The 21449-nt window shown below is 64.2% G+C and carries 21 protein-coding genes; 12 read left to right on the plus strand and 9 right to left on the minus strand.

Going from position 1 to position 21449, the window contains the following annotated elements:
* Positions 1-12: 12 nt before the first annotated feature.
* The 3 genes from IVB26_RS25960 (at position 13) to IVB26_RS25970 (ending at position 3629) form a co-directional block, all read left to right on the plus strand.
* On the plus strand, positions 13-1185 hold the full coding sequence (locus IVB26_RS25960; RefSeq protein WP_247967996.1) for a M20 aminoacylase family protein: 1173 nt from the start codon (positions 13-15) through the stop codon (positions 1183-1185).
* Positions 1178-2599 carry an amidase gene (locus tag IVB26_RS25965; RefSeq protein WP_247967997.1) on the plus strand — a complete coding sequence of 474 codons (1422 nt, stop codon included), beginning with the start codon at positions 1178-1180 and terminating at the stop codon, positions 2597-2599. Before IVB26_RS25960 ends, IVB26_RS25965 begins: the two co-directional genes overlap by 8 nt.
* Positions 2600-2738: 139 nt before the next feature.
* Positions 2739-3629, plus strand: coding sequence for a crotonase/enoyl-CoA hydratase family protein (locus tag IVB26_RS25970; protein ID WP_247967998.1), 891 nt, complete (start codon positions 2739-2741; stop codon positions 3627-3629).
* A gap of 118 nt (positions 3630-3747) precedes the next feature.
* On the opposite strand, the gene IVB26_RS25975 is transcribed toward IVB26_RS25970, so the two are convergent.
* The 3 genes from IVB26_RS25975 to IVB26_RS25985 form a co-directional block, all read right to left on the minus strand.
* Positions 3748-4725 (minus strand): NADPH:quinone oxidoreductase family protein, encoded by a 978-nt coding sequence (locus tag IVB26_RS25975; RefSeq protein ID WP_247967999.1) that lies wholly within the window; start codon positions 4723-4725, stop codon positions 3748-3750.
* A complete protein-coding gene (locus tag IVB26_RS25980) occupies positions 4725-5333 on the minus strand; it encodes a 2-hydroxychromene-2-carboxylate isomerase (RefSeq protein ID WP_247968000.1) in 609 nt (202 codons plus the stop codon). The genes IVB26_RS25975 and IVB26_RS25980 overlap by 1 nt, the downstream gene beginning before the upstream one ends.
* 143 nt (positions 5334-5476) lie before the next feature.
* A complete protein-coding gene (locus IVB26_RS25985) occupies positions 5477-6178 on the minus strand; it encodes a glutathione S-transferase N-terminal domain-containing protein (protein WP_247968001.1) in 702 nt (233 codons plus the stop codon).
* 134 nt (positions 6179-6312) lie between these two features.
* Between IVB26_RS25985 and IVB26_RS25990 the strand changes: the two genes are divergently transcribed.
* The gene (locus IVB26_RS25990; RefSeq protein ID WP_247968002.1) at positions 6313-7335 is read left to right on the plus strand and encodes a methionine synthase; all 1023 of its coding nucleotides are present in this window, start codon (positions 6313-6315) and stop codon (positions 7333-7335) included.
* A gap of 25 nt (positions 7336-7360) precedes the next feature.
* Here the strand turns inward: IVB26_RS25990 and IVB26_RS25995 are convergent, their stop codons facing one another.
* The 3 genes from IVB26_RS25995 to IVB26_RS26005 form a co-directional block, all read right to left on the minus strand.
* Entirely contained in the window at positions 7361-7978 is a 618-nt protein-coding gene (locus tag IVB26_RS25995) for a hypothetical protein (protein ID WP_247968003.1), read from the minus strand.
* 106 nt (positions 7979-8084) lie between these two features.
* A complete protein-coding gene (gene gpt / locus IVB26_RS26000; RefSeq protein WP_212081434.1) occupies positions 8085-8612 on the minus strand; it encodes a xanthine phosphoribosyltransferase in 528 nt (175 codons plus the stop codon).
* Between the two features lie 39 nt (positions 8613-8651).
* Positions 8652-9389: a competence/damage-inducible protein A gene (locus IVB26_RS26005; protein ID WP_247968004.1), complete on the minus strand. Its 738-nt coding sequence runs from the start codon at positions 9387-9389 to the stop codon at positions 8652-8654.
* 279 nt (positions 9390-9668) lie between these two features.
* Here IVB26_RS26005 and IVB26_RS26010 point away from each other — a divergent pair, with 279 nt between their 5' ends.
* From IVB26_RS26010 to IVB26_RS26035, 6 genes are all read left to right on the plus strand, one after another.
* Positions 9669-11087, plus strand: a complete 1419-nt coding sequence (locus tag IVB26_RS26010; protein WP_247968005.1) for a circularly permuted type 2 ATP-grasp protein — start codon at positions 9669-9671, stop codon at positions 11085-11087.
* Between the two features lie 4 nt (positions 11088-11091).
* A complete protein-coding gene (locus IVB26_RS26015) occupies positions 11092-12036 on the plus strand; it encodes an alpha-E domain-containing protein (RefSeq protein WP_018322069.1) in 945 nt (314 codons plus the stop codon).
* 109 nt (positions 12037-12145) lie between these two features.
* The gene (locus IVB26_RS26020) at positions 12146-12994 is read left to right on the plus strand and encodes a transglutaminase family protein (protein WP_247968006.1); all 849 of its coding nucleotides are present in this window, start codon (positions 12146-12148) and stop codon (positions 12992-12994) included.
* Positions 12995-13061: 67 nt separating this feature from the next.
* Positions 13062-13469, plus strand: coding sequence for a carboxymuconolactone decarboxylase family protein (locus IVB26_RS26025; protein WP_247968007.1), 408 nt, complete (start codon positions 13062-13064; stop codon positions 13467-13469).
* 107 nt (positions 13470-13576) lie between these two features.
* On the plus strand, positions 13577-14335 hold the full coding sequence (locus IVB26_RS26030; protein WP_194403044.1) for a proteasome-type protease: 759 nt from the start codon (positions 13577-13579) through the stop codon (positions 14333-14335).
* 22 nt (positions 14336-14357) lie between these two features.
* Complete coding sequence (locus IVB26_RS26035; protein ID WP_246928378.1) at positions 14358-15116, plus strand: SDR family oxidoreductase; 759 nt, start codon at positions 14358-14360, stop codon at positions 15114-15116.
* A 121-nt stretch (positions 15117-15237) separates the two neighbouring features.
* Here the strand turns inward: IVB26_RS26035 and IVB26_RS26040 are convergent, their stop codons facing one another.
* The gene (locus IVB26_RS26040; RefSeq protein WP_247968008.1) at positions 15238-16476 is read right to left on the minus strand and encodes an MFS transporter; all 1239 of its coding nucleotides are present in this window, start codon (positions 16474-16476) and stop codon (positions 15238-15240) included.
* Positions 16477-16630: 154 nt separating this feature from the next.
* Here IVB26_RS26040 and IVB26_RS26045 point away from each other — a divergent pair, with 154 nt between their 5' ends.
* On the plus strand, positions 16631-17881 hold the full coding sequence (locus IVB26_RS26045) for a NupC/NupG family nucleoside CNT transporter (RefSeq protein ID WP_247968009.1): 1251 nt from the start codon (positions 16631-16633) through the stop codon (positions 17879-17881).
* Between the two features lie 210 nt (positions 17882-18091).
* Here the strand turns inward: IVB26_RS26045 and IVB26_RS26050 are convergent, their stop codons facing one another.
* On the minus strand, positions 18092-18619 hold the full coding sequence (locus tag IVB26_RS26050) for a cupin domain-containing protein (protein WP_247968010.1): 528 nt from the start codon (positions 18617-18619) through the stop codon (positions 18092-18094).
* A 206-nt stretch (positions 18620-18825) separates the two neighbouring features.
* On the opposite strand from IVB26_RS26050, the gene IVB26_RS26055 reads away from it, so the two are divergent.
* Positions 18826-20955: an O-linked N-acetylglucosamine transferase, SPINDLY family protein gene (locus IVB26_RS26055; RefSeq protein ID WP_247968011.1), complete on the plus strand. Its 2130-nt coding sequence runs from the start codon at positions 18826-18828 to the stop codon at positions 20953-20955.
* 187 nt (positions 20956-21142) lie between these two features.
* Here IVB26_RS26055 and IVB26_RS26060 read toward each other — a convergent pair whose 3' ends face one another.
* Complete coding sequence (locus IVB26_RS26060; protein WP_247968012.1) at positions 21143-21430, minus strand: usg protein; 288 nt, start codon at positions 21428-21430, stop codon at positions 21143-21145.
* Positions 21431-21449: the final 19 nt, after the last annotated feature.

Below are 21449 nucleotides of genomic sequence, written 5' to 3' on the forward strand. Positions count from 1 at the left end.
GGACAGGAACACATGCCCACGATCGACCGCATCGACGGCTACGCCGACGAACTCACCGCCATCCGCCGCGACCTTCACGCCCATCCCGAGATCGGCTTCGAGGAAGTGCGCACCTCCGGCATCGTCGCCGACAAGCTGAAGAGCTGGGGCATCGAGGTGCATCGCGGCCTCGGCGGCACCGGCGTGATCGGCGTCATCAAGGGCAAGGGATCGAGCGGCAAGCGCATTGGCCTTCGCGCCGACATGGACGCGCTGCCGATGGAAGAGAACACCAATCTGAAATGGAGTTCGAAAATCCCCGGCCGCTTCCACGGCTGCGGCCATGACGGCCACACCACCATGCTGCTCGGCACCGCGCGCTATCTCGCCGAGACCAGGAACTTTGACGGCACCGTGCATCTGATCTTCCAGCCGGCCGAGGAAGGCCTTGGCGGCGCTCGCGCCATGATCAAGGACGGCCTGTTCGAGAAGTTTCCCTGCGACGAGCTCTATGGCCTGCACAACGCGCCCGACCTCAACCATGGCGAGATCGCGATCCTGCCCGGCCCCGCGATGGCCAGCGCCGACTTCTTCGACCTCCGCATCACCGGCTATGGCGCGCATGGCGCGATGCCCGAGCGCTCCAAGGACGCGGTGATCATCGCGACCACGCTGGCGCAGGCGATCCAGACCATCGTCAGCCGCAACGTCGAGCCGCTGCAGGCCGCCGTCATCTCGATCACGCAGATCCACGCCGGCTCCGCCTACAACGTCATCCCCGGCGACGCGCATCTGTGCGGCACCATCCGCACCTTCTCGAAAGAAGTCCGCACCCTGATCAGCGAACGCATCCGCACGATCTGCGCCGGCATCGCGAGCGCCTACAGTTGCGCGATCGACGTCGACATCCGCGATACCTTCGACGTGCTGGTCAACCAGGTCGAGCAGTCCAAGGTGGTCGAGGAGGTCGCGCGCACCATCGTCGACCCCGCCAACGTGATCACCCGCGCCCAGCCGAAGATGGGCAGCGAGGATTTCGCCGACATGCTGCAGACCATCCCCGGCGCCTATTTCTGGGTCGGCCATGACGGCTCGGTGCCTGTGCACAATCCCGGCTTCGTGCTCGACGACAAGATCCTGCCGATCGGCGCCAGCATGTTTGCCCGCATCATCGAGACGCGCATGCCGGTAGGTGCCAATGCATAAAAAGAACGTCGAAGAGGCGGTCACCCCGCTGCACGATCTGTCCGCGGTCGATCTGATCGCGGGCTATCGCGCCAAGCAGTTCTCGCCAAGCGAGGTGCTGGAGGACGTGCTCGCGCACGTCGCTGCGTGGGAGCCGCATCTGAAGGCGCTCTATGCGTTCGATCCCGACGGCGCGCGCGAGGCCGCGAAGGCCTCGACCGCGCGCTGGGCCGGGGGCGAACCGTCCGGCGCGCTCGACGGCGTGCCGGTCACGGTGAAAGACAACATCGCAACCAAGGGCGTGCCGGTGCCGCTCGGGGCGGCCAGCGTCAAGCTCGTGCCGGCGGAGAAGGATGCCCCGCCCGCCGCTCGCTTGCGCGAGGCCGGCGCGGTCATCTTCGCCAAGACCACCATGCCCGATTACGGCATGCTGTCTTCCGGGCTCTCCAGCTTCCATGCGCTCGCACGCAATCCCTGGGACCTCTCCAAGAACCCCGGCGGCTCCAGCGCGGGCGCAGGCGCTGCCGCTGCGGCCGGCTACGGTCCGCTGCATCTCGGCACCGATATCGGCGGCTCTGTGCGCCTGCCTGCGGGCTGGTGCGGCCTCGTCGGATTGAAGCCGAGCTTTGGCCGGGTGCCGATCGATCCCACCTATGTCGGCCGCGTCGCCGGCCCCATGACCCGCACGGTCGACGATTGCGCGCTGATGATGAGTGCGATCGCAAAGCCCGACCGGCGCGACGGCATGAGCCTGCCCGCCGAACCGCTCAACTGGAAGGGCCTGGAGAAATCTCCGCGCAAGCTGCGCATCGGCCTCATGCTCGATCCCGGCTGCGGCCTGGCGCTGGAGAAGCCGGTGCGCGAGGTCGCGGTGAAGGCGGCCAAGGCGTTCGAATCCGCCGGCGCCGTCGTCACCGAGGTCGACGGCATCCTCACGCGCGAGATGCTCGATGGCCTCGACAACTTCTGGCGTGCCCGGATGTGGGACGATCTGGCCAAGCTGACGCCGGCCGAACAGGCCAAGGTGCTGCCCTATATCTTCAAATGGGGCGAGTCCGGCGCCAAGCTGTCGGGCGTCGACGTCCTCCGCGGCTTCAACCAGACCATGGCGATCCGCGCGGCGGCGTCAAAGCTGTTCTGCGAGCTCGACTACGTGATCTCGCCGACAGCGCCAAACGTGAACTATGCGGCGGAATGGGCCTCGCCGACCAATGATCCGATGAAGCCGTTCGAGCACATCGCCTATACCGTGCCGTGGAATATGTCGGAGAACCCCGCCGTCTCGATCAACGGCGGCTTCGACGCCAAGGGTTTTCCCATTGGCGTGCAGATCGTCGGCCGCCGCTTCGACGATATCGGCGTGCTCGGCATGGCCAAGGCGTTTGAAGGCTTGCGCGGGCCGCAGCGGCCCTGGCCGAGCCCGCCGGCGAAGTAACATGCGTCATGGCCGGGCTTGTCCCGGCCATCTACGTTCCTCTACAGGCCGCTACGTGCCCAGTCCGCGCAAGACGGACGGTGGCGACCATGCATCTCGTCTCAGCGAGACCGAATTCAAGACAGGGAAGGAAACCACCATGGCGTATGAGACGATCAAATACGAGATCGCCGAGCAGATCCTCACCATCACGCTGAACCGGCCCGACAAGCTCAACGCCTTCAACGCCCAGATGCAGGCCGAGCTGATCGACGCATTCGACGCGGCCGACAAGGACGACAATGTCCGCGCCATCATCGTCACCGGCGCCGGCCGTGGTTTTTGCGCGGGCGCCGACCTCTCCTCCGGCGCCGACACGTTCGATCGCGACGCGCGCCGTGGTCCCGTGAAGCGGTTCGCCGACGGCAAGGTCGACTACAGCGATCCGCAGGTGCGCGATGGCGGCGGCCAGGTGACCCTGCGCATCTTCAAATGCCTCAAGCCCGTGATCGGCGCCGTGAACGGCCCGGCCGTCGGCATCGGCGTCACCATGCAGCTTGCGATGGACATCCGCATTGCGTCGGATGCCGCGCGGTTCGGCTTCGTGTTCTCCCAGCGCGGCATCGTGCCGGAGGCCGCCTCCAGCTGGTTCCTGCCGCGCATCGTCGGCATCTCGCAGGCGCTGGAATGGTGCTATTCGGGCCGCGTCTTCCCGGCGCAGGAGGCGCTTGCGGGACGTCTCGTCAGCAAGGTCGTCGCGCCGGACGATCTGCTGCCGACCGCCCGCACGCTCGCCAAGGAGTTCGCTGCCAAGACCGCGCCGGTGTCCGTGGCGCTGATCCGCCAGATGATGTGGCGCATGATGGGCGCCGACGATCCCATGGAAGCCCATAAGGTCGACAGCCGCGGCATCTACGCCCGGGGCCGCTCCGACGACGTCAAGGAAGGCGTGGTGTCGTTCCTGGAGAAGCGTCCGGCGCAGTTCAAGAACAAGGTGTCCACCGATATGCCCGACTACTTCCCGTGGTGGACTGAGCGGGAATACAAGTGATCCTCTCGTAGGGTGGGCAAAGCGAAGCGTGCCCACGCACTTTTCGCGATCGAGAGATATGGTGGGCACGGCGCAAGAGCGCCTTTGCCCACCCTACGGCACCGTCATTACGACACCGTCACTCCATCACCAGCGCCACGCGCCCGATCGCCTTGCGGTCGATCAACAGCCGCATCGCTTTTGCATAGTCCGCCAGCGGCAGGCGGTGCGAGACATTGGGGCGCAGCTTGCCCTCCTCCGCCCATTGCAGCAGCGCCTTCAGACGCACCTCGCCGAGCGCCGGATTCTTCCGCACCGCTTCACCCGCCCGCACGCCGAGAACGCTGGCGCCCTTGATCAGCAGGAGATTGGTTTTCGCCGAGCCGATGCCGCCGGTGAAGCCGATCACCAGCAGCCGCGCGCCCCAGGCGATGCAGCGCATCGAATCCTCAAAGACCTGGCCGCCGACGGGATCGAACACGACGTCGGCGCCGCGACCATCAGTGATGCGCTTGACGGCATCGCGAAACGGCTCGCGGTCGTAGCGGACGAGATGATCGGCGCCGCGGGCCTGGGCGATAGCGAGCTTCTCGTCGCTGGAAGCAGTCGCGATCACGATCGCACCCAGCATCTTGCCGATCTCAACGGCAGCAAGGCCGACGCCGCCGCCGGCGCCATGCACCAGCAGCACCTCGCCGGGCGCAATTCGGCCGCGGTCGATCAACGCATGATAGGCGGTGCCGTGGCCCGCGAGATAGGTCGCAGCCTCGGCGTAGTCGAATGTCGACGGCTTGGGGGTGAGTTGCGACGGCGTGACAACGGCTTCCTCGGTGAAGGCGCCGTGGCGCATCTTGACGATGACCTTGTCGCCGACGGCAACACCGTTCGCCTCCGCGCCCACCTCGGTCACGTCACCAGCGGCTTCCATACCCGGTGTGAACGGGAGTTCCGGCTTGAGCTGATATTCGCCGGCGGCCATCAGCACGTCGGGAAAGTTCAGCCCCGCGGCGCGGATCGCGACGCGCACCTCTCCCGGCTTCAGTGCGCGCGGCGGAGATTCCTCCAGTCGCAGCGTTTCGGGCGAGCCGAGCGTGCGGCAGACGACAGCGCGCACCATCAGGCCGCGCTCGCCTTGCTGCGCAACAGCGCCTCGCGGATCAGCGGCAGGCGATCATTGCCGAAGTACATATCGGTCTTGCCAACGAAAATCGTCGGCGAGCCGAAGCCGCCGCGGGCGACGACCTCCTCGGTGTTGGCCTTGAGCTGATCCTTGATCCCCTGCTCCGCGATACCGGCGAAGAATTTTGGTGCGTCGATGCCGACCTGCTTGCAGATGTCGGCAAGCACCGCGTCCTGCGAGATGTCCTTGTCGGCGCTCCAATAGGCCTCGAACACGGCCGTTGCAAACGGCACCACGTCTTTACCCAGCCAGATACAGCCGCGCATCACCTTCACGCTGTTCACCGGAAACACCGTCGGCGGCATCTTGATCGCAAGGCCTGCCGAGCGCGCCCAGTCCTGAAGGTCCTTCTTCATATAGCGCGCCTTCAGCGGCACCGGCGTCTCGCGCTGCGCGTAGACGCTCGGGTTGACCGTATTGAAGATGCCGCCGACCAGGATCGGTCGCCAGACGATCTCGGCGCCCAGTTTTCTGGCGAGCGGCTGGATGTTGTGGAAGGCGAGATAGGTCCAGGGGCTGGAGCAGTCGAAGAAGAATTCGATCATGGCGTTTCCTTTTTCTTGTATCGGTAAGCTCTATCTTCCGTCATTGCGAGCGAAGCGAAGCAATCCAGAATCTTTCCGCGGAAACAGTCTGCATTGCTTCGTCGCAAAAGCTCCTCGCAATGACGAGGTGAGAGCAGTAGCCGTTACTTCCTTCCCAACACTTCCTTCGCACGCTGGCCAAACATGATCTTGCGTGATTCCTCGTCGAACGGCTCTTTCACGAATTTTCCGATCGCAAGCCCCGCCTGCACCTGCGGCCTGGCGCGGACTTCGGCATACCAGCGCTTGACGTTCGGATAGTCGTCGAGCGTAAAGCCCTGCGCCTTGTGGGTCATGGTCCAGGGGAAGCAGGCGATGTCGGCGATGGAATAATCGCCCGCGACATAGGCACCGGTGTTCCCCAACTGCCGGTCGAGCACCCCGTACAACCGGGCCGCCTCGTCGCGGTAGCGCTGGACCGCATAGGGAATCTTCTCCGCCGCATAGAGCGCGAAATGGCCGTGCTGGCCGAGCATCGGTCCAAGGCCGGCCATCTGCCACATCACCCACTGGATGGTGGTGGAGCGGCCGCGCAAGTCGGTCGGCAGGAAGCGGCCGGTCTTCTCCGCGAGATAAACCAGAATTGCGCCGGTCTCGAAGGCCGAGAAAGGTGCGCCGCCGTCTGCGGGTGCGTGATCGACGATGGCGGGGATGCGGTTGTTCGGGGAGATCGCCAGAAACTCGGGACCGAACTGCTCGCCGGTGCGGATGTTGATGGGCTTCACGGTGTAGGGAAGCCCGAGTTCCTCCAGCATGATCGAGATTTTCCAGCCGTTCGGCGTCGGCGCGTAATAGAGGTCGATCATGACCTTTCCCTTGGCCCTTCCTGTGGGCCTTCCCTGTCATCGCCGCTGGAATAGAGCGCGACTTTCGTTGTTCTGTACCTTGACGTTAGGACATGGCAGGAAGAGGCGCAACACAACCTGCCGGGAGGGCCGCCATGCTGTTTCCAACCACGATCGCCGGCTCCCTGCCGAAGCCGGAATGGCTCGCCGAGCCCAACATGCTCTGGGCGCCCTGGAAGTCGCAAGGCGACGAACTCCTCCGCGCCAAACGCGATGCGACGCTGATCTGGTTGAAGATCCAGGAGGACGCCGGCATCGACATCGTCACCGAGGGCGAGCAGGCCCGTCAGCATTTCGTCCACGGTTTCCTGGAGAAGATCGACGGCATCGATTTCGCCCACAAGGTCGAGATGGGCATCCGCAAGGATCGCTACAAGGCGATGGTGCCGCAGGTGGTCGCGCCGCTCCGGCTGAAGGAGCGCGTGCATGCCTTTGAGGCGCGCGCGGCGCGCACGCATACGAAGAGGAAGCTGAAGTTCACGCTGCCCGGTCCGATGACCATCATCGACACCATTGCCGATTGCTACTATGGCGATCGCGTCAAGATGGCGTTTGCCTTCGCCGAGCTGCTCAACGAGGAGGCCAAGGCATTGCAAGCCGACGGCGTCGATCTCGTGCAGTTCGACGAGCCCGCCTTCAACGTCTACATGGACGAGGTCAACGATTGGGGCATCAAGGCGCTGGAGCGCGCCGCGCAGGGCCTGACCTGCGCCACGGCCGTGCACATCTGCTACGGCTACGGCATCAAGGCCAACACCGACTGGAAGGAGACGCTCGGCAGCCAGTGGCGGCAGTACGAGCAGATCTTTCCGGCGATCGACGCCAGCCCGATCCAGCAGGTCGCGATCGAATGCCGCAATTCGAAAGTGCCGCTCGACCTGCTCGCGCTCTTGAAGAACAAGATCGTGCAGGCCGGCGTGATCGACGTCGCCAGCGACACGGTGGAGACGGCCGAGGACGTCGTGCAGGTGATCGACGCGGTGTCGAAATTCGTGCCGAAGAGCAACATCATCGCCACCACCAATTGCGGCATGGCTCCGATGCGGCGCGAGATCGCCGAAGCCAAGCTGATGGCGCTCGGCGCTGGCGCTGCGCTAGCGCGCGAGAAACTGGGGTGATCACGACGACGGCGTTGGACTTGCTCTAGCCTGACGCCGTCGGATGCAGCACGGGCTGGTAGCCGGCATTGAGCGTGCGTAGCGTCGAGGGTGGCGTCAGCAACGCCACCTCGCCAAGCTGGCGCTCGACCGCGCCATAGCCCGCCGGCGACCACTGCAGCGCCCTGCCTTGCGTCACCAGAAAGCTCTCCTCGCCCTGCTGAACCATCGCACCGGCGGGGAGCTGTTCGAGCGGCACCAGCAGCGCGTGCAGCCGTTTCCTGCCATGATCGAGCCGCTCATGATGCAGCACCGTGTCGATGTCGTGCATGCGGACGTCGTGGACGCGATTGCCCTTCTCCCACGCGGCCCGGAAGCGATTGGCATCGTCGCGGCGGCAATAGAAGCAGGGGCGATGGCCGGCGGCGAGTGCAGTGGCCTCGTCCAGGAAGAACAGCTCGGTCCAGCTTCGCTGTGCCATCACCTCGCGGCGGCGGCCCCGGAATTCACAAGTGCAGGTGAGCCAGGCCGTCGACGACCAGCGCTTCCTCAGCAGTGTCTTCGTCGCGGGATCATGGATGATGCCGCGATTGCCGGTGAACAGGCCGTGGTGCGGGGTGGCGATGATATCGCCTGTGGGCGTGACCCGGTTTTGCAGGGGCATGGTGGTCTTTCCCCGTCATTGCGAGGAGCGAAGCGACGAAGCAATCCAGACTGCTTCTCGGATTCAGCTCTGGATTGCTTCGCTTCGCTCGCACTGACGGCGGCAGTCACGCCGCGCCATCTCGCAGCGGCGGGTGATAGGACAGCGCGGTGTCCCAGGGGAAGAAGATCCAGGTGTCCTGCGAGACTTCCGTGATGAAGGTATCGACCAGCGGACGGCCCATCGGCTTGGCGTAGACCGTGGCGAAGTGCGCATCGGGCAGCATCTCGCGCACCAGCTTGCCGGTCTTGCCGGTGTCGACGAGGTCGTCGACAATCAACAGCCCCTTGCCGGTGCCGCCGCCGAGCTTCATCGCCGCTTCCGAAATGCCCTTGAGGACCTGGAGCTCGCCCTGCTTGTTGTGGTCGTAGCTGGCGATGCAGACCGTATCGATCACGCGCACGCCGAGCTCGCGCGCCACGATCGCCGCCGGCACGAGGCCACCGCGGGTGATCGCGATCACCGCGTGGAACGGACCAACCTCGTTGAGCCGCCAGGTCAACGCCCGGCAATCCCGGTGGAATTGGTCCCAGGAGACCGGAAAGGCCCTGCCCGCCCGCTCCTGTGCGCTCAGTTCCGGTGCTTCACCAGCCATCGTCGTCTCCTGCCATTGGTCTGCGGGCAGTTTTCTCTGCTAGCGGGTGATGTTCAATCCCGCCAGCATTTCCTTCACCGCCGCCATCGCGGATGTGAGCTTGTCCGCATCGCGCGAACGCACCACGAGATTGGTATTGGGCTTCTGCTCTTCGTCCATGAAGGGATAGCTGCCGATGATGGTGTCGGGATGGGCGGCGGCGATTGCCCGCAAGGGGCTGCCGATGTCGCCCTCCCGCGCATTGGCGCGAACCGATTCGGACAGCATGCGCACACCCGACTTCAGCTTGGGCGAGACGATGTCCATCATCGCCTGCATGATCGAGGGCACGCCCGCCATCACGATGACATTGCCGATCTTGAAGCCGGGAGCGAGGATGGTCGCGCTCTGGATCAGCTCGGCGCCGTCGGGGATGCGGGCCATGCGCAGGCGGGCCTCGTTGAGGTCCTGCTCGCTCCAGCGCTCGCGGAAACGGGCCACGACCTCCGGGTGGTGGTCGATGCCGACGCCGAACGCCTTGGCCACGCTGTCTGCAGTGATGTCGTCATGGGTCGGCCCGATTCCGCCGGTGGTGAAGACGTAGGTGTAGCGATGCCGCAGTGCATCCAAGGCCGCGATGATGTCGGCCTCCTCATCGGAGACGACCCGGACCTCCTTCAGGTCGATGCCGATATTGGTCAGGTATTCGGCGATGAAGCCGATATTCTTGTCCTTGGTCCGGCCGGACAGGATTTCGTCCCCAATGACCAGAATGCCCGCCGTGACGATCTCGCTCATAACTTAAGTCCCTCACCTGTGGCGCCGACTTTGCCGAGGTAACGCGTTGAAGTCACGCGGTTTTGCTGCCGAAATAAGCAGTCCTCAGCCATTTTTTCAGGCATGTTCGCGGCCATTCCCGCCAAATGCTGTCAGTCCATGCATATCGCGCTGGCCCGGCCCTTGCTACCACCTCAGAGTCATGCACTCTTGCCGCATGGCCACAGGACGTTGCGGTCTTCACGAAGGCCTGGCGGCCTGTCCAATGGCGCAACGCCTTGCGGAGACAAGTCGGGATCTATGGCAGTCGCGTTTGATGAAATGAATATTCCCGGCGGGGAGCTTCGCCCTGCCTATGAGGAGCTGGCACGCTGGCTCAAGGAGACGCCTCCCGAGGCGCTCGAATATCGCCGCCAGGAGGCCGAGCTCCTGTTCCGCCGCATCGGCATCACCTTCGCTGTTTATGGCGAGGCCGAGTCCACCGAACGCCTGATCCCCTTCGACGTGATCCCGCGGATCATGTCGGGCAAGGAATGGGCCCTGTTGGAGAAGGGCCTGAAGCAGCGCGTGCGCGCGCTCAACATGTTCCTGCGCGACATCTATCACGGCCGCGACATCCTGCGCGCCGAGATCGTACCCGACGATCTGATCTTCCAGAACCCCGTCTTCCGGCCCGAGATGAACGGCCAGCAGGTGCCGCACGACGTCTATGTGCACATCGCCGGCATCGACATCGTCCGGGTCGATGCCAACGACTTCATCGTGCTGGAGGACAATGCGCGGACGCCGTCCGGCGTCTCCTACATGCTGGAAAACCGCGAGATCATGATGCGGTTGTTTCCGGATCTGTTCGCCCGCCACAGGGTGGCGCCAGTCGAGCGCTATCCGGACGAGCTGCTCTCGGCACTCCGCTCGGTCGCGCCGTTAAGCGCCTCGGGCGAGCCGACCGTCGCCCTCCTCACGCCTGGCGTCTACAACTCGGCCTATTACGAGCACTCCTTCCTCGCCGACAAGCTCGGTATCGAGCTGGTCGAGGGCCGCGATCTCATCGTCAAGAACAACGAAGTGTTCATGCGGACGACGGAAGGGCTGAAGCGGGTCGACGTCATCTATCGCCGTGTCGACGACGACTTCATCGATCCCCTCACCTTCCGTCCCGATTCCGTGCTCGGCGTGCCCGGGCTGATGTCGGCCTATGCGGCCGGCAACATCACGCTCGCCAACGCCGTCGGCACCGGGATTGCCGACGACAAGGCGATCTACTCCTACATGCCCGACATCGTGAAATTCTATCTCGGCGAGGAGCCGATCCTGAAGAACGTGCCGACCTGGCGCTGCCGCGAGCCGAAGGATCTCGCCTATGTGCTGGACAATCTCGGCGAGCTCGTCGTCAAGGAGGTGCACGGCTCCGGCGGCTACGGCATGCTGATCGGACCTGCCGCGACCAAAGCGACGATCGAAGCGTTCCGCGAGAAGCTCAAGCGCGAGCCGGAAGGTTTCATCGCGCAGCCGACGCTGGCGCTTTCGACCTGCCCGACCTGCACGGCGTCGGGCCTTGCGCCTCGCCATGTCGACCTGCGGCCCTTCGTGCTCACCGGCAGCAAGGGCACCACCATCGTGCCGGGCGGGCTGACCCGCGTCGCGCTGAAGGAAGGCTCCCTGGTGGTCAATTCGAGCCAGGGCGGCGGCACCAAAGACACCTGGATCCTGGACGAGTAGACAGATGCTGTCGCGTACCGCCGAAAACCTCTACTGGCTCGCCCGCTACGTCGAACGGGCCGAATATCTCGCGCGCACCATCGATGCGACCTTGCGCGTCACCGCGCTTCCCGCCGCCTATGTCGGCAAAACCAACGAATGGGACTCGGCGCTGCTCACCGCCGGCGTCGCCGCCAGCTTCTATCAGACCTACGAGGAAGCCAACGAGCACAACGTGGTCGACTACCTCTCGTTCTCCGTGGACAATCCGTCCTCGATCAGGAACTGCATCGAGGCGGCGCGGCTGAACTCGCGCTCGGTGCGCACCGCGCTGACCAGCGAGATGTGGGACACCATCAACTCGGCCTGGATCGAGCTTCAGGCGGTCTGGAGCAAAGGCACCTCGACGCGCGAGGACCTCGCCAAATTCCTCCGCTTCGTGCAGGAGACCTCGCTGCGCTTCGACGGCTCGGCCTACCGGACCATGCTGCGCAACGACGCCTACTGGTTCTCGCGGATGGGCGTGCATCTGGAGCGCGCCGACAACACCGCGCGCATTCTCGACGTGAAGTACCACGTGCTGCTGCCCGAGGAGGAGCATGTCGGTGGTCCCCTAGACTTCTATCAGTGGAGCTCGATCCTGCGCTCGGTCTCGGCGCTGACGGCCTATCACTGGGTCTATCGCGAGACACTGAAGCCCTGGCTGATCGCGGACCTGCTCATCCTCAACGACACGCTGCCGCGCTCGCTGGCCAGCTGCTACGGTAATCTCGTGCGCAACCTCGACCAGATCGGCGTCGCCTATGGCCGCCAGGGCCCCGCCCAGCGCCACGCCCGCGGCATCCGCAACCGGCTGGAACACAGCAATATGAACGACATTTTCCAGCATGGCGTGCATGAATTCATTCAGGAATTCATCACGGACAATTCCAGGCTGGGCGAAATCATCACGAAGCAGTATTTGATCTGATAGACGCTGTCATTCCGGGGCGCCTGAAGGGCGAACCCGGAATCTCGAGATTGCGGGTTCGATGCTGGCGCATCGCCCCGGAATGACGACGCAAAAACAACGGTCCACCATGCGCCTGCGAATCCTGCACACCACGACCTATCGCTACGAGCCGCCGGCCACGAGCGTGATCCAGATCCTGCGCATGACACCCGGCAGCCATGACGGGCAATATGTGGCGGAATGGCAGATCGACGTCTCCACGGACACCAAGCTCGACACGCATGAGGACGCCTTCGGCAACGTCACCCACGTGCTGTCCTGCGGACCGGTCGGCGACATCAAGATCATCGCCGAAGGACTGATCGAGACCCACGACACCGGCGGCGTGCTGCGCGGCACGGACGAGCGCTTTCCGGCCGGCATGTTTCTTCGCTCCACCGACCTCACCACCGTCAATCCAGCGATGATGGCGGTTGCGCGCCAGTTGCGCAGCGAGGCCGAGAGCGACACGCTCGGCTTCCTGCATACGCTGATGAGCCAGATTGCCGATCACATGACCTTCGACGAGGACCCCACCCACAGCGACACCTCGGCGGCGGAGGCGTTCACGCTCAAGCGCGGGGTCTGCCAGGACTACGCGCACATCTTCATTGCCTGCGCCCGCGCTGGCGGCGTGCCGGCACGCTTCGTCTCCGGCCATTTCCTGCGCTCGGACGGTATGCTGCATCAGGACGCCGGGCACGCCTGGGCGGAGGCCTACGTGCCCGATCTCGGCTGGATCGGCTTCGACCCCGCCAACAGCATCTGCGCCACCGACGCTCATGTCCGCGTCGCGATCGGGCTCGACTATCTCGGCGCTGCTCCCGTGCGCGGCACCCGCTATGGCGGCGGCGCGGAGACATTGACTGTGGCGGTCAAGGTCGAGCAGGCCGGCCGCGGCGGGCAGTCGCAATCGCAGTCACAGTGGCAAAGCTAGGCGCAACCGTCCAAATGCAGAGGCCGTGCTACACTCGCGGGACCAGACTGTCCCCGCGAGGTACCCCATGGCAACCGTAAAGCTGCTTTCGGACGATGAACTCTCCACTGAAGCGCGCGCCGTCTTTGACGACATCCGCAAAGTGCGGAAATCGGATTTCGTCAACAATTTCTGGCGCGCGCTGGCGCATGATCCGAAGACGCTGCGGCGAACCTGGGAGAGCATCAAGGAGGTGATGGCTCCAGGCGCGCTCGATCCCAAGGTCAAGGAAATGCTCTATGTCGCGGTCTCGATCGCGCATGGCTGCAGCTACTGCATCCATTCGCACACCGTCGCCGCACGAGCCAAGGGCATGAGCGAGGCCGAATATGGCGAGCTGCTCGCCATCGTCGGCATGGCCGCGGAGACCAATCGTCTGGTCACAGCGCTCGGCGTGCCGGTTGATGAGGCGTTTCTGGTCGATGCCGCCGACTGAAGCTGCCAGTTGCGTCCCGGGATGACGGCTCGCCCCCGGGAATCGGGGGTTGGAGCGGCCCTTGAAATTGGCTAGTAATTCCGCGCAAACGCGTTCGGGGACTGGAAATGACCTATTGTTGTGGAATCCTGGTTCGGGACGGTCTGGTGATGATCGCCGATACCCGCACCAATGCCGGCCTCGACAACGTCTCGACCTTCCGCAAGCTTCACATCTTCTCAAAGCCCGGCGAGCGCATCATGGCGATCGCCAGCGCTGGCAACCTCGCCATCAGCCAGTCGGTATTGTCGACGCTGACCGAAGGCCTGGAAGACCCCAACACGGGCGAGCTCGAGACGCTGATGAACGCGCCGACCATGTTCCAGGCCGCCCAGCGCATCGGCCGGGCAATCCGGGCGGTGCACGCAACCGAAGGGCCGGCGCTGAGATCAGAGGACGTGTCCTTCGACGTCTCCTTTCTGTTCGGCGGCCAGATCAAGGGCTCCCGGATGCGACTGTTCATGATCTACACCGCCGGCAACTTCATCGAGTGCACCACCGACACGCCCTATTTGCAGATCGGCGAGCACAAATACGGCAAGCCTGTGCTCGACCGCGCCATGCATTACGACGTTGAGCTCTACGAGGCGCTGAAGACCGGTCTGATCTCGATGGACTCGACCATGCGCTCGAATCTCGGCGTCGGCCTGCCGATCGACGTGCTGGTGGTACGCGCGGACGCCTGCGAGGCCGATCTCAACCACCGCATCGAAGCGGGCGAGCCCTATTTCCACGATCTGCGCTCACGCTGGTCTGCGGCCCTGCGCGCCGCGCATCAGAACATTCCGCGGCCGCCCTACAAGAACGAAAAAGAACCGAAAACCTGACAGCAAGAAAAGGCAGGAAATGATGAGTGAAGCAAAGAAAATCGCAGTGGTGACCGGCGCCGGCACCGGCGTCGGGCGCGCGGCGTCGCTGGCATTGATGAACACCGGCTTCACCGTGGTGCTGGTCGGGCGCCGGCTCGACATGCTCGAGGAGACCGCAAAGCTCGGTCCCGCGGGCAAGAGCCTGTGCGTCACCGCCGACATGACCAAGCCGGATTCGATCGCCGCGCTGTTCGACAAGGTGAAGGCGACCTACGGCCGGCTCGACGTGCTGTTCAACAATGCCGGCATGGGCGCGCCTCCGGTGAATTTCGAAGATCTCACTCTCGAGCAGTGGCAGGCGGTGGTGAACACCAACCTCACCGGCCCGTTCCTGTGCACCCAGCACGCCTTCCGCATCATGAAGGACCAGAGCCCGCGCGGCGGCCGCATCATCAACAACGGTTCGATCTCGGCGCATGCGCCGCGGCCGTTCTCGGCGGCCTACACCTCGACCAAGCACGCCATCACGGGCCTGACCAAGGCCAGCAACCTCGACGGCCGCATGTACGATATCGCCGTCGGCCAGGTCGACATCGGCAATGCCGCGACCCCGATGACCGATCGTATGGTCAACGGCCCCGGCGTGCTGCAGCCCGACGGCACGTCGAAGCAGGAACCCCGCATGGACGCCAAAGCGGTCGGCGATGCCGTCGCCTACATGGCCGGCCTGCCACTCGACGCCAACGTGCTGACGATGACGGTGATGGCGACCAAGATGCCGTTCGTCGGACGGGGCTGAAGCACGCTTCTCCAACGATCGTCATTGCGAGCGCAGCGAAGCAATCCAGGATCTTTCCGCAGAGGGATTCTGGATTGCTTCGTCGCAAGGGCTCCTTGCAATGACGTGGAGAGAACTTCCCCTACTCTAAGCTTTCCACCTTCCGCAGGCTGGGAAACAGCTTCATCCACAAGAGCGCCACTGCGACGGTGGCAACGCCGCCGAATACGGCGGCCGGCATGGCACCGAGCAGCGCGGCTGCCACCCCGCTCTCGAACTGCCCGAGCTGGTTCGAGGCGTTGATGAAGAGGAAGTTGACCGCGCCGACCCGGCCGCGCATCTCGTCGGGCGTTGCGAGCTGCACCAGTGAGAAGCGGATCACGACGCTGATCGTATCGGCGGCTCCGAGAATCGCGAGCGCGAGCACCGACAGCCACATCCAGGACGACAACGCGAACACGATCGTGGCGAGGCCGAACACGATCACGGCCTGGAACATGCGCAGGCCCACATGCGTGGAGATGGCGTGGCGCGCCAGGACCATGGTCATCAGGAGCGCGCCTACCGCGGGCGCCGCACGCAGCACGCCGAGCCCGACCGGCCCGGTCTGGAGGATGTCGCGGGCATAGATCGGCAACAGTGCCGTGACGCCGCCGAACAGCACCGCGAACAGATCGAGCGAGATGGTGCCGAGGATTGCGGGATTACGGCGGATGAAGCGGACGCCGGCGAAGATATTGTCCGAGTTCGTCCCCTCCTTCGCGATGGCCTGCGGGCGCGGCCGGATAAAGCCGGTCAGGACCATCCCGAAGATCCAGAACAGGACCATCATGGCATAGGCAAGATGCGGGGCGACCGCATAGGCGAAGCCGCCGAGCGCCGGCCCGGTGATGGTCGCGACCTGCGCCGCGCCGCTAGAGACGGCGGTGGCGCGCTGGAGCGAGCCCTGCGGCGCGATCAACGGCAGCAGCGCCGCCGTAGTCGGGCTTTCGAACGCGCCGGCAATGCCGAGCACGAAGGTCGCGATGAAGATCTGCACCTCGCTGACCGCACCGAGATAGGTGATCGCAGCGAGATAGAGCGCGGTTGCGGCTTCCACGAGCTGACAGAGCTGGACCACGCGCTTGCGCTCGAAGCGGTCGGCGGCGTGGCCGGCGACGAACACCAGGAGCGCGGTGGGCAGGAACTGGACTAGGCCGACCATGCCGAGGTCGAAGGCCGAGCCGGTGAGATCGTAGATCTGCCAGCCGATCGCGACCGCCGCGATCTGGCTGGAAAAGCGCGACAGGCTGCGCGAGAGCAGGAAGAACAGGAAGGCGCGGTGGGTGAGGAGCTCGCGGGCAGTTACCGGCGGATTCGCTGCTATTGGCTGCTCTGACATCGCCTCTTGCGTGACCCCTGAAACGTCGCTCCTATGGACGTGCCTCGCGTGACTGACTGGGACCCTCTTGTCAACAGCAGGCGGCTGGGGGGACCTTCCGGCATTGCCTTTGCAGCGCAGGCGCGGCCATAATCATTGAGGGTTCGGGGACATCATGCTGCGCTTGCAATCGGCACTCGGCATTTTCGCATTGCTGTTGATCGCCTTCGCGCTCGCAGAGAATCGGCGCGCCGTGTCGCTGCGACAGGCGGCGATCGGCCTCCTCGCCACTTTCGTCACCGCGATCGCGCTCCTGAAGCTGCCGATCGTCGCGCGCGCCTTCGGTGCCATCAACGAGGCGGTCGGCGCGATCTCGGCGGCCTCGCGCGCCGGGTCCGCCTTCGTGTTCGGCTATATCTGCGGCGGCACCCTGCCGTTCGATTTGAAGGTGCCGGGCGCCGATTTCATCCTGGCGTTCCAGGCGCTGCCGATCGTGCTGGTCATGAGCGTGCTGACGACGCTGCTGTTCTATTGGCGCGTGCTGCCGCCGATCGTGCGAGGCATGGCCCGGCTGCTGGAGCGGACGCTGGGCGTCGGCGGCGCGGTGGGCCTGTCGACCGCAGCCAACATCTTTCTCGGCATGGTCGAGGCACCGCTGTTCGTGCGGCCCTATCTGAAACAGATGACCCGCAGCGAGCTGTTCCTGGTGATGACCGGCGGCATGGCAGGCATCGCAGGCACGGTGCTGGTGCTCTATGCGACGTTCCTTGCTCCCCTCATCCCTGATGCCGCCGCGCATTTCGTCATCGCCTCCGTGCTGGGCGCGCCGGCCGCGATCCTCATCAGCCTGATCATGGTGCCTGAAACCTCCGACAAGCGCACCGGCGGCACGTTGGAAGACCCCGAGATGGAGGTCTCCGGCACGATGGATGCGATCGTGAAGGGCACCAGCGCAGGGATTGAGCTGCTGATCAACATCGTCGCAATGCTGCTGGTGCTGGTGGCGCTGGTCTATCTCGTCAACGCCATCCTCGGCCTGTTGCCACACATCGGCGGCGCCGCGATCTCGTTGCAGCGCCTGCTTGGGCTCGTGATGGCGCCGGTGTGCTGGCTGATGGGACTGCCGTGGGATCAGGCCGTGACCGCCGGCAGCCTGATGGGTACCAAGACCGTACTCAACGAATTGATCGCCTATGTCGAGTTCTCAAAGCTGCCGGGCGACGCGCTCGATCCGCGCTCGCGCCTGATCATGCTCTATGCGATGTGCGGCTTCGCCAATTTCGCCAGCCTCGGCATCATGATCGGCGGCCTGGGAGTGATGGCGCCCGAGCGGCGCGAGGAGATCAACGCGCTCGGACTGAAGTCGATCGTGTCGGGGACGCTGACGACGTGCTTGATGGGGGCGGTGGTGGGGGTGTTGAGCTAGCAACGAGTCCGTAGCCCGGATGGAGCGAAGCGCAATCCGGGACTTTCTAGCTCGTTGCTGACGGTGTCCCGGATGTCGCTGCGCTCATCCGGGCTACTAGAAAATCGTCATTGCGAGCGCAGCGAAGCAATCCAGAAATGTGTCCGCGGAAATAGTCTGGATTGCTTCGTCGCAAGAGCTCCTCGCAATGACGAGGAGAGAGAGTGTGGCCTACGCCTTCAACTCCACCGTCCGGAACTCCGCCGGCAGGATCACCTCCAGCAGCTCGACGTCGTCGGAATAGTCCAGGATCATGTGCTTGATCTTCGGCGGCTGGGTCCAGGCGCTGCCTTCTTTCATGAGCGTCTCGCCCTGCCCGTCCATGTAGGTCTTCACCCAGCCCTTGAGCACGTAGACCATCTGGAATTCGACGTCGTGAAAGTGCAGCTTCGAGACCTCGGCCGGATTGCAGGGGCCTTGCAGGCGGATCACATGCGCTTGCGCGAGACCATGGGACGCTGCGGCAATGCCGAGGTCACGATACTTGGCGTAGGCGCGCAGGCCGTCGGCCTTGAAGTCTTCCTCGCGGTGATGGCTGATCGCGATGCGTTGTCTAGGGCGCGCGGGCTTTTTCGGAGTCACAATGCGGGCCTTCGCCTTCACCGCTTTGCGCGCCGACGATCGCGCCGCCGCCTTTGCTCCGCTGCGCTTCTTCACCGCACTCTTCGTTGCGGGTCTTGATGCCTTTTGCTTGGCCATTGTCTGCCTCCCTGATCTGAGCCGCGCCCGCCGGACGGGTACGACCCGAAGGCAGATTATCCAGTCTTGGACGAGGCAGCAATTGCGGGCTGGTCAGTCGAAGATCCAATCGTAGCTTGTCCCAAGCTGTCGTGGCGAGCCGACGTCGTCTCGTATTCGTTCCCACGCTGAATTAATCTCGCCGGGAGATCCTGGGGAATTGATTCATGGGAAGCAGCGTAGGTCAGCGTGCATTTCAAAATGCCCGGCTTCAGAAACGACAGAAAGCCGAAGTGCTGCCATTGCTCGGGCATGCACTCCAGTTGCACAAGATGGGGCTTTTGCCGGAGGCCCAGGCCGCCTATCGCCAACTCCTGCAGCTCGCCCCCAACCAATTCATCGCGCTGCATATGCTTGGCGTGTTGGAGGCCGACACCAAGAACTATCAGCAGGCGGAAATTCTGCTGAGCCGGGCGGTTGCCGTCGATCCGCGGTCGGCCGATGCTCATATGAGCCTCGGCGTCGCGCTCAACGGACTACGGCGTCACGGCGAGGCCTGCGCGAGCTATCGCAAGGCCCTCGCCTTGCGGCCCAACCACGCCGTAACCCTCTCCAATCTCGGTAACGCGAGCGTGGCCCTCGACCTTCACGAGGAGGCACTCCACAACTACGACAAGGCGCTCGCACTCGACGCAAACCTTGCTGAAGCCCATAACGGCCGGGGTTGGGCGCTCAGCCGTCTGCGCAATTATGACGGGGCGCTCGCAAGCCTCGACCGCGCGCTATCGATCAAGCCTGACTACGCCGCAGCGCTGGCGAACCGCGCGGTTGCATTGCGGGAACTTCAGCGATTCGATGAAGCCCTGGGAGATGGCAATCGGGCCGTCGGGCTGGCACCCGACGAGGCGAACGGGTGGCTCGCGCGGGCCAGTGTCCTGCTCCAGATCCAGCAAATTGCCCAGGCATCGCACGATTGCGAGCAGGCCCTCGCGATCGCTCCCGATTCCATTCAAGCTCACCTGGTGCTGGGCCTTTGCCTCGCCGGGCTTGGCCGGGTCGACGAAGCCCTGGCCAGCTTTGACAGAGCCCTCGACATCCAGCCTGACCTCCAGAGCGCGATCTCCAACAAGATATTCACGCTCGATTTTGTGGGGGACGCCACCGTCGAACGGCACCAGCAGGCGCGGCAGGTATGGTGGGAGCGTGTCGGCGCGAAGATCGCCTCGGAGGCGGCCGGACCGCATGACAACAGCCGCGATCCGGATCGCCGCCTCGTGCTTGGCTATGTCTCGTCGGACTTCAACGCGCATTCGGCTGCGTTCATTTTCAAGCCGGTCCTGCAACATCACGACCGGGCACAGTTCGAGATCGTTTGCTACTCTTGTTCGTCAAAAGTGGACACGACGACCAGCGAATTTCAAGGGATTGCCGACCGCTGGCGCGACGCCTCGCAATGGACCGACGAGCGTCTCGCCGCCGAGATCCGCGCCGATGGCGTCGATATCCTGATCGATCTGTCCGGCCATACCAGAGGAAACCGGCTCAGCGTGTTTGCACGCAAGCCGGCGCCGATCCAGGTCCATGGCTGGGGCCACGGCACTGGCACCGGACTGCCGACGATCGACTATCTGTTCTCGGACCCCGTCGCGATTCCTTTCGCGGTCCGGGATCTGTTTGCGGAAACTGTTGTCGACCTGCCGTGCTTTGTAACGCTGACGCCACTGCCGGCCGGGATCGAGCAGGCGCCGACCCCGGCGATCTCGAACCGCTTCGTCACATTCGGCGTCTTCAACCGCATCAGCAAGATTTCGGACGAGGCAGCGGAAGTCTGGTCCAGGATTCTCGAGCGAGTGCCGGGTTCGCGCCTGCTGATCAAGGATGTTGCGCTGGACGACCAGCTGGTCCGCGACAATCTGCTGGCGCGGTTTGCGGCTTGCGGATTGCCGGCCGAACGTATCGATCTGCTCGGAGCCACCTTGCGGGGCGAACATCTGGCATCGTTCAATCGCGTCGATATCTGCCTCGACCCGTTCCCGCAGAACGGCGGCGTCAGCACCTGGGAGGCCTTGCAGATGGGCGTGCCGGTGGTGGCGAAACTCGGCAACAGCCTGCCCAGCCGTGCTGCCGGCTCCATCCTCACGGCGCTTGGCCTGCCGCACTGGGTTACGGATAGCAATGAGGGATATATCGAAATCGCTGTCTGCCATGCAGTTGAGATCGGTGAACTCGATCGCTTGCGCCGCGACCTGCCTGGACAGATCGACTCCGCAGCCGCCGGCAACCCTGTCCCCTATGCGCGGGCGGTGGACGAGGCCTATCGCGCAATGTGGAAGCGCTATTGCAACGGCGGCGCATGATTGCGTGTTCGCGGGCGGACAGCGACACGCGCAGCCGATGCTAGTCCATCCTGCGCAGTTCCAACGCAGATATCGTAGGGTGGGCAAAGCGGAGCGTGCCCACCATGCCCATGCAATCGCGGAGAGATATGGTGGGCACGGCTCGCAAGCGCGCGCCTTTGCCCGCCCTACGAGACCGGTGTCCGCCTCAATGCAGCCGGAACACGCCATCCACGGCGCGCAGCTCGGCCGGCTTGATCAGCTTGGAATGCGCGACGGTGACCGAATGAAGGGGGCCGTCGAGCTTCTCCTGCCAGAACGCCAGGAAATCCTTCAGCGCCGGGAATTTCGGAAACATGTCGTAGTTCTGCCAGACGTAGGTCTGTAGCAGCGAGGGATGATCCGGCATCCGATAGAGAATTTGTGCCGTCGTCAGCCCGTAACCCAGCATCTGTTTCCGGAAGTCCTCGGAAACGCCCCCACTCCGCAAGTCCATGCCAACCTCCTTTGCAGGA

Source organism: Bradyrhizobium sp. 195, from assembly GCF_023101665.1.
Taxonomy (GTDB): domain Bacteria; phylum Pseudomonadota; class Alphaproteobacteria; order Rhizobiales; family Xanthobacteraceae; genus Bradyrhizobium.

Excerpts from the sequence above, each read along its gene's own strand:
- IVB26_RS25975 (WP_247967999.1), bottom strand. The coding sequence starts at position 4,725 with ATGGTGCGCGCTGTCGTCTGCCGCACGCTCGGCTCGCCCGAAACGCTG.
- IVB26_RS26025 (WP_247968007.1), top strand. The coding sequence starts at position 13,062 with ATGGCAACCGTAAAGCTGCTTTCGGACGATGAACTCTCCACTGAAGCG.
- IVB26_RS25985 (WP_247968001.1), bottom strand. The coding sequence starts at position 6,178 with ATGATCGACCTCTATTACGCGCCGACGCCGAACGGCTGGAAAATCTCG.
- IVB26_RS26035 (WP_246928378.1), top strand. The coding sequence starts at position 14,358 with ATGAGTGAAGCAAAGAAAATCGCAGTGGTGACCGGCGCCGGCACCGGC.
- IVB26_RS25960 (WP_247967996.1), top strand. The coding sequence starts at position 13 with ATGCCCACGATCGACCGCATCGACGGCTACGCCGACGAACTCACCGCC.
- IVB26_RS25990 (WP_247968002.1), top strand. The coding sequence starts at position 6,313 with ATGCTGTTTCCAACCACGATCGCCGGCTCCCTGCCGAAGCCGGAATGG.
- IVB26_RS25965 (WP_247967997.1), top strand. The coding sequence starts at position 1,178 with ATGCATAAAAAGAACGTCGAAGAGGCGGTCACCCCGCTGCACGATCTG.
- IVB26_RS25970 (WP_247967998.1), top strand. The coding sequence starts at position 2,739 with ATGGCGTATGAGACGATCAAATACGAGATCGCCGAGCAGATCCTCACC.
- gpt (WP_212081434.1), bottom strand. The coding sequence starts at position 8,612 with ATGGCTGGTGAAGCACCGGAACTGAGCGCACAGGAGCGGGCGGGCAGG.
- IVB26_RS25980 (WP_247968000.1), bottom strand. The coding sequence starts at position 5,333 with ATGATCGAATTCTTCTTCGACTGCTCCAGCCCCTGGACCTATCTCGCC.
- IVB26_RS26060 (WP_247968012.1), bottom strand. The coding sequence starts at position 21,430 with ATGGACTTGCGGAGTGGGGGCGTTTCCGAGGACTTCCGGAAACAGATG.
- IVB26_RS26020 (WP_247968006.1), top strand. The coding sequence starts at position 12,146 with ATGCGCCTGCGAATCCTGCACACCACGACCTATCGCTACGAGCCGCCG.
- IVB26_RS26040 (WP_247968008.1), bottom strand. The coding sequence starts at position 16,476 with ATGTCAGAGCAGCCAATAGCAGCGAATCCGCCGGTAACTGCCCGCGAG.
- IVB26_RS26055 (WP_247968011.1), top strand. The coding sequence starts at position 18,826 with ATGGGAAGCAGCGTAGGTCAGCGTGCATTTCAAAATGCCCGGCTTCAG.
- IVB26_RS26045 (WP_247968009.1), top strand. The coding sequence starts at position 16,631 with ATGCTGCGCTTGCAATCGGCACTCGGCATTTTCGCATTGCTGTTGATC.
- IVB26_RS26030 (WP_194403044.1), top strand. The coding sequence starts at position 13,577 with ATGACCTATTGTTGTGGAATCCTGGTTCGGGACGGTCTGGTGATGATC.
- IVB26_RS26010 (WP_247968005.1), top strand. The coding sequence starts at position 9,669 with ATGGCAGTCGCGTTTGATGAAATGAATATTCCCGGCGGGGAGCTTCGC.
- IVB26_RS25995 (WP_247968003.1), bottom strand. The coding sequence starts at position 7,978 with ATGCCCCTGCAAAACCGGGTCACGCCCACAGGCGATATCATCGCCACC.
- IVB26_RS26050 (WP_247968010.1), bottom strand. The coding sequence starts at position 18,619 with ATGGCCAAGCAAAAGGCATCAAGACCCGCAACGAAGAGTGCGGTGAAG.
- IVB26_RS26005 (WP_247968004.1), bottom strand. The coding sequence starts at position 9,389 with ATGAGCGAGATCGTCACGGCGGGCATTCTGGTCATTGGGGACGAAATC.
- IVB26_RS26015 (WP_018322069.1), top strand. The coding sequence starts at position 11,092 with ATGCTGTCGCGTACCGCCGAAAACCTCTACTGGCTCGCCCGCTACGTC.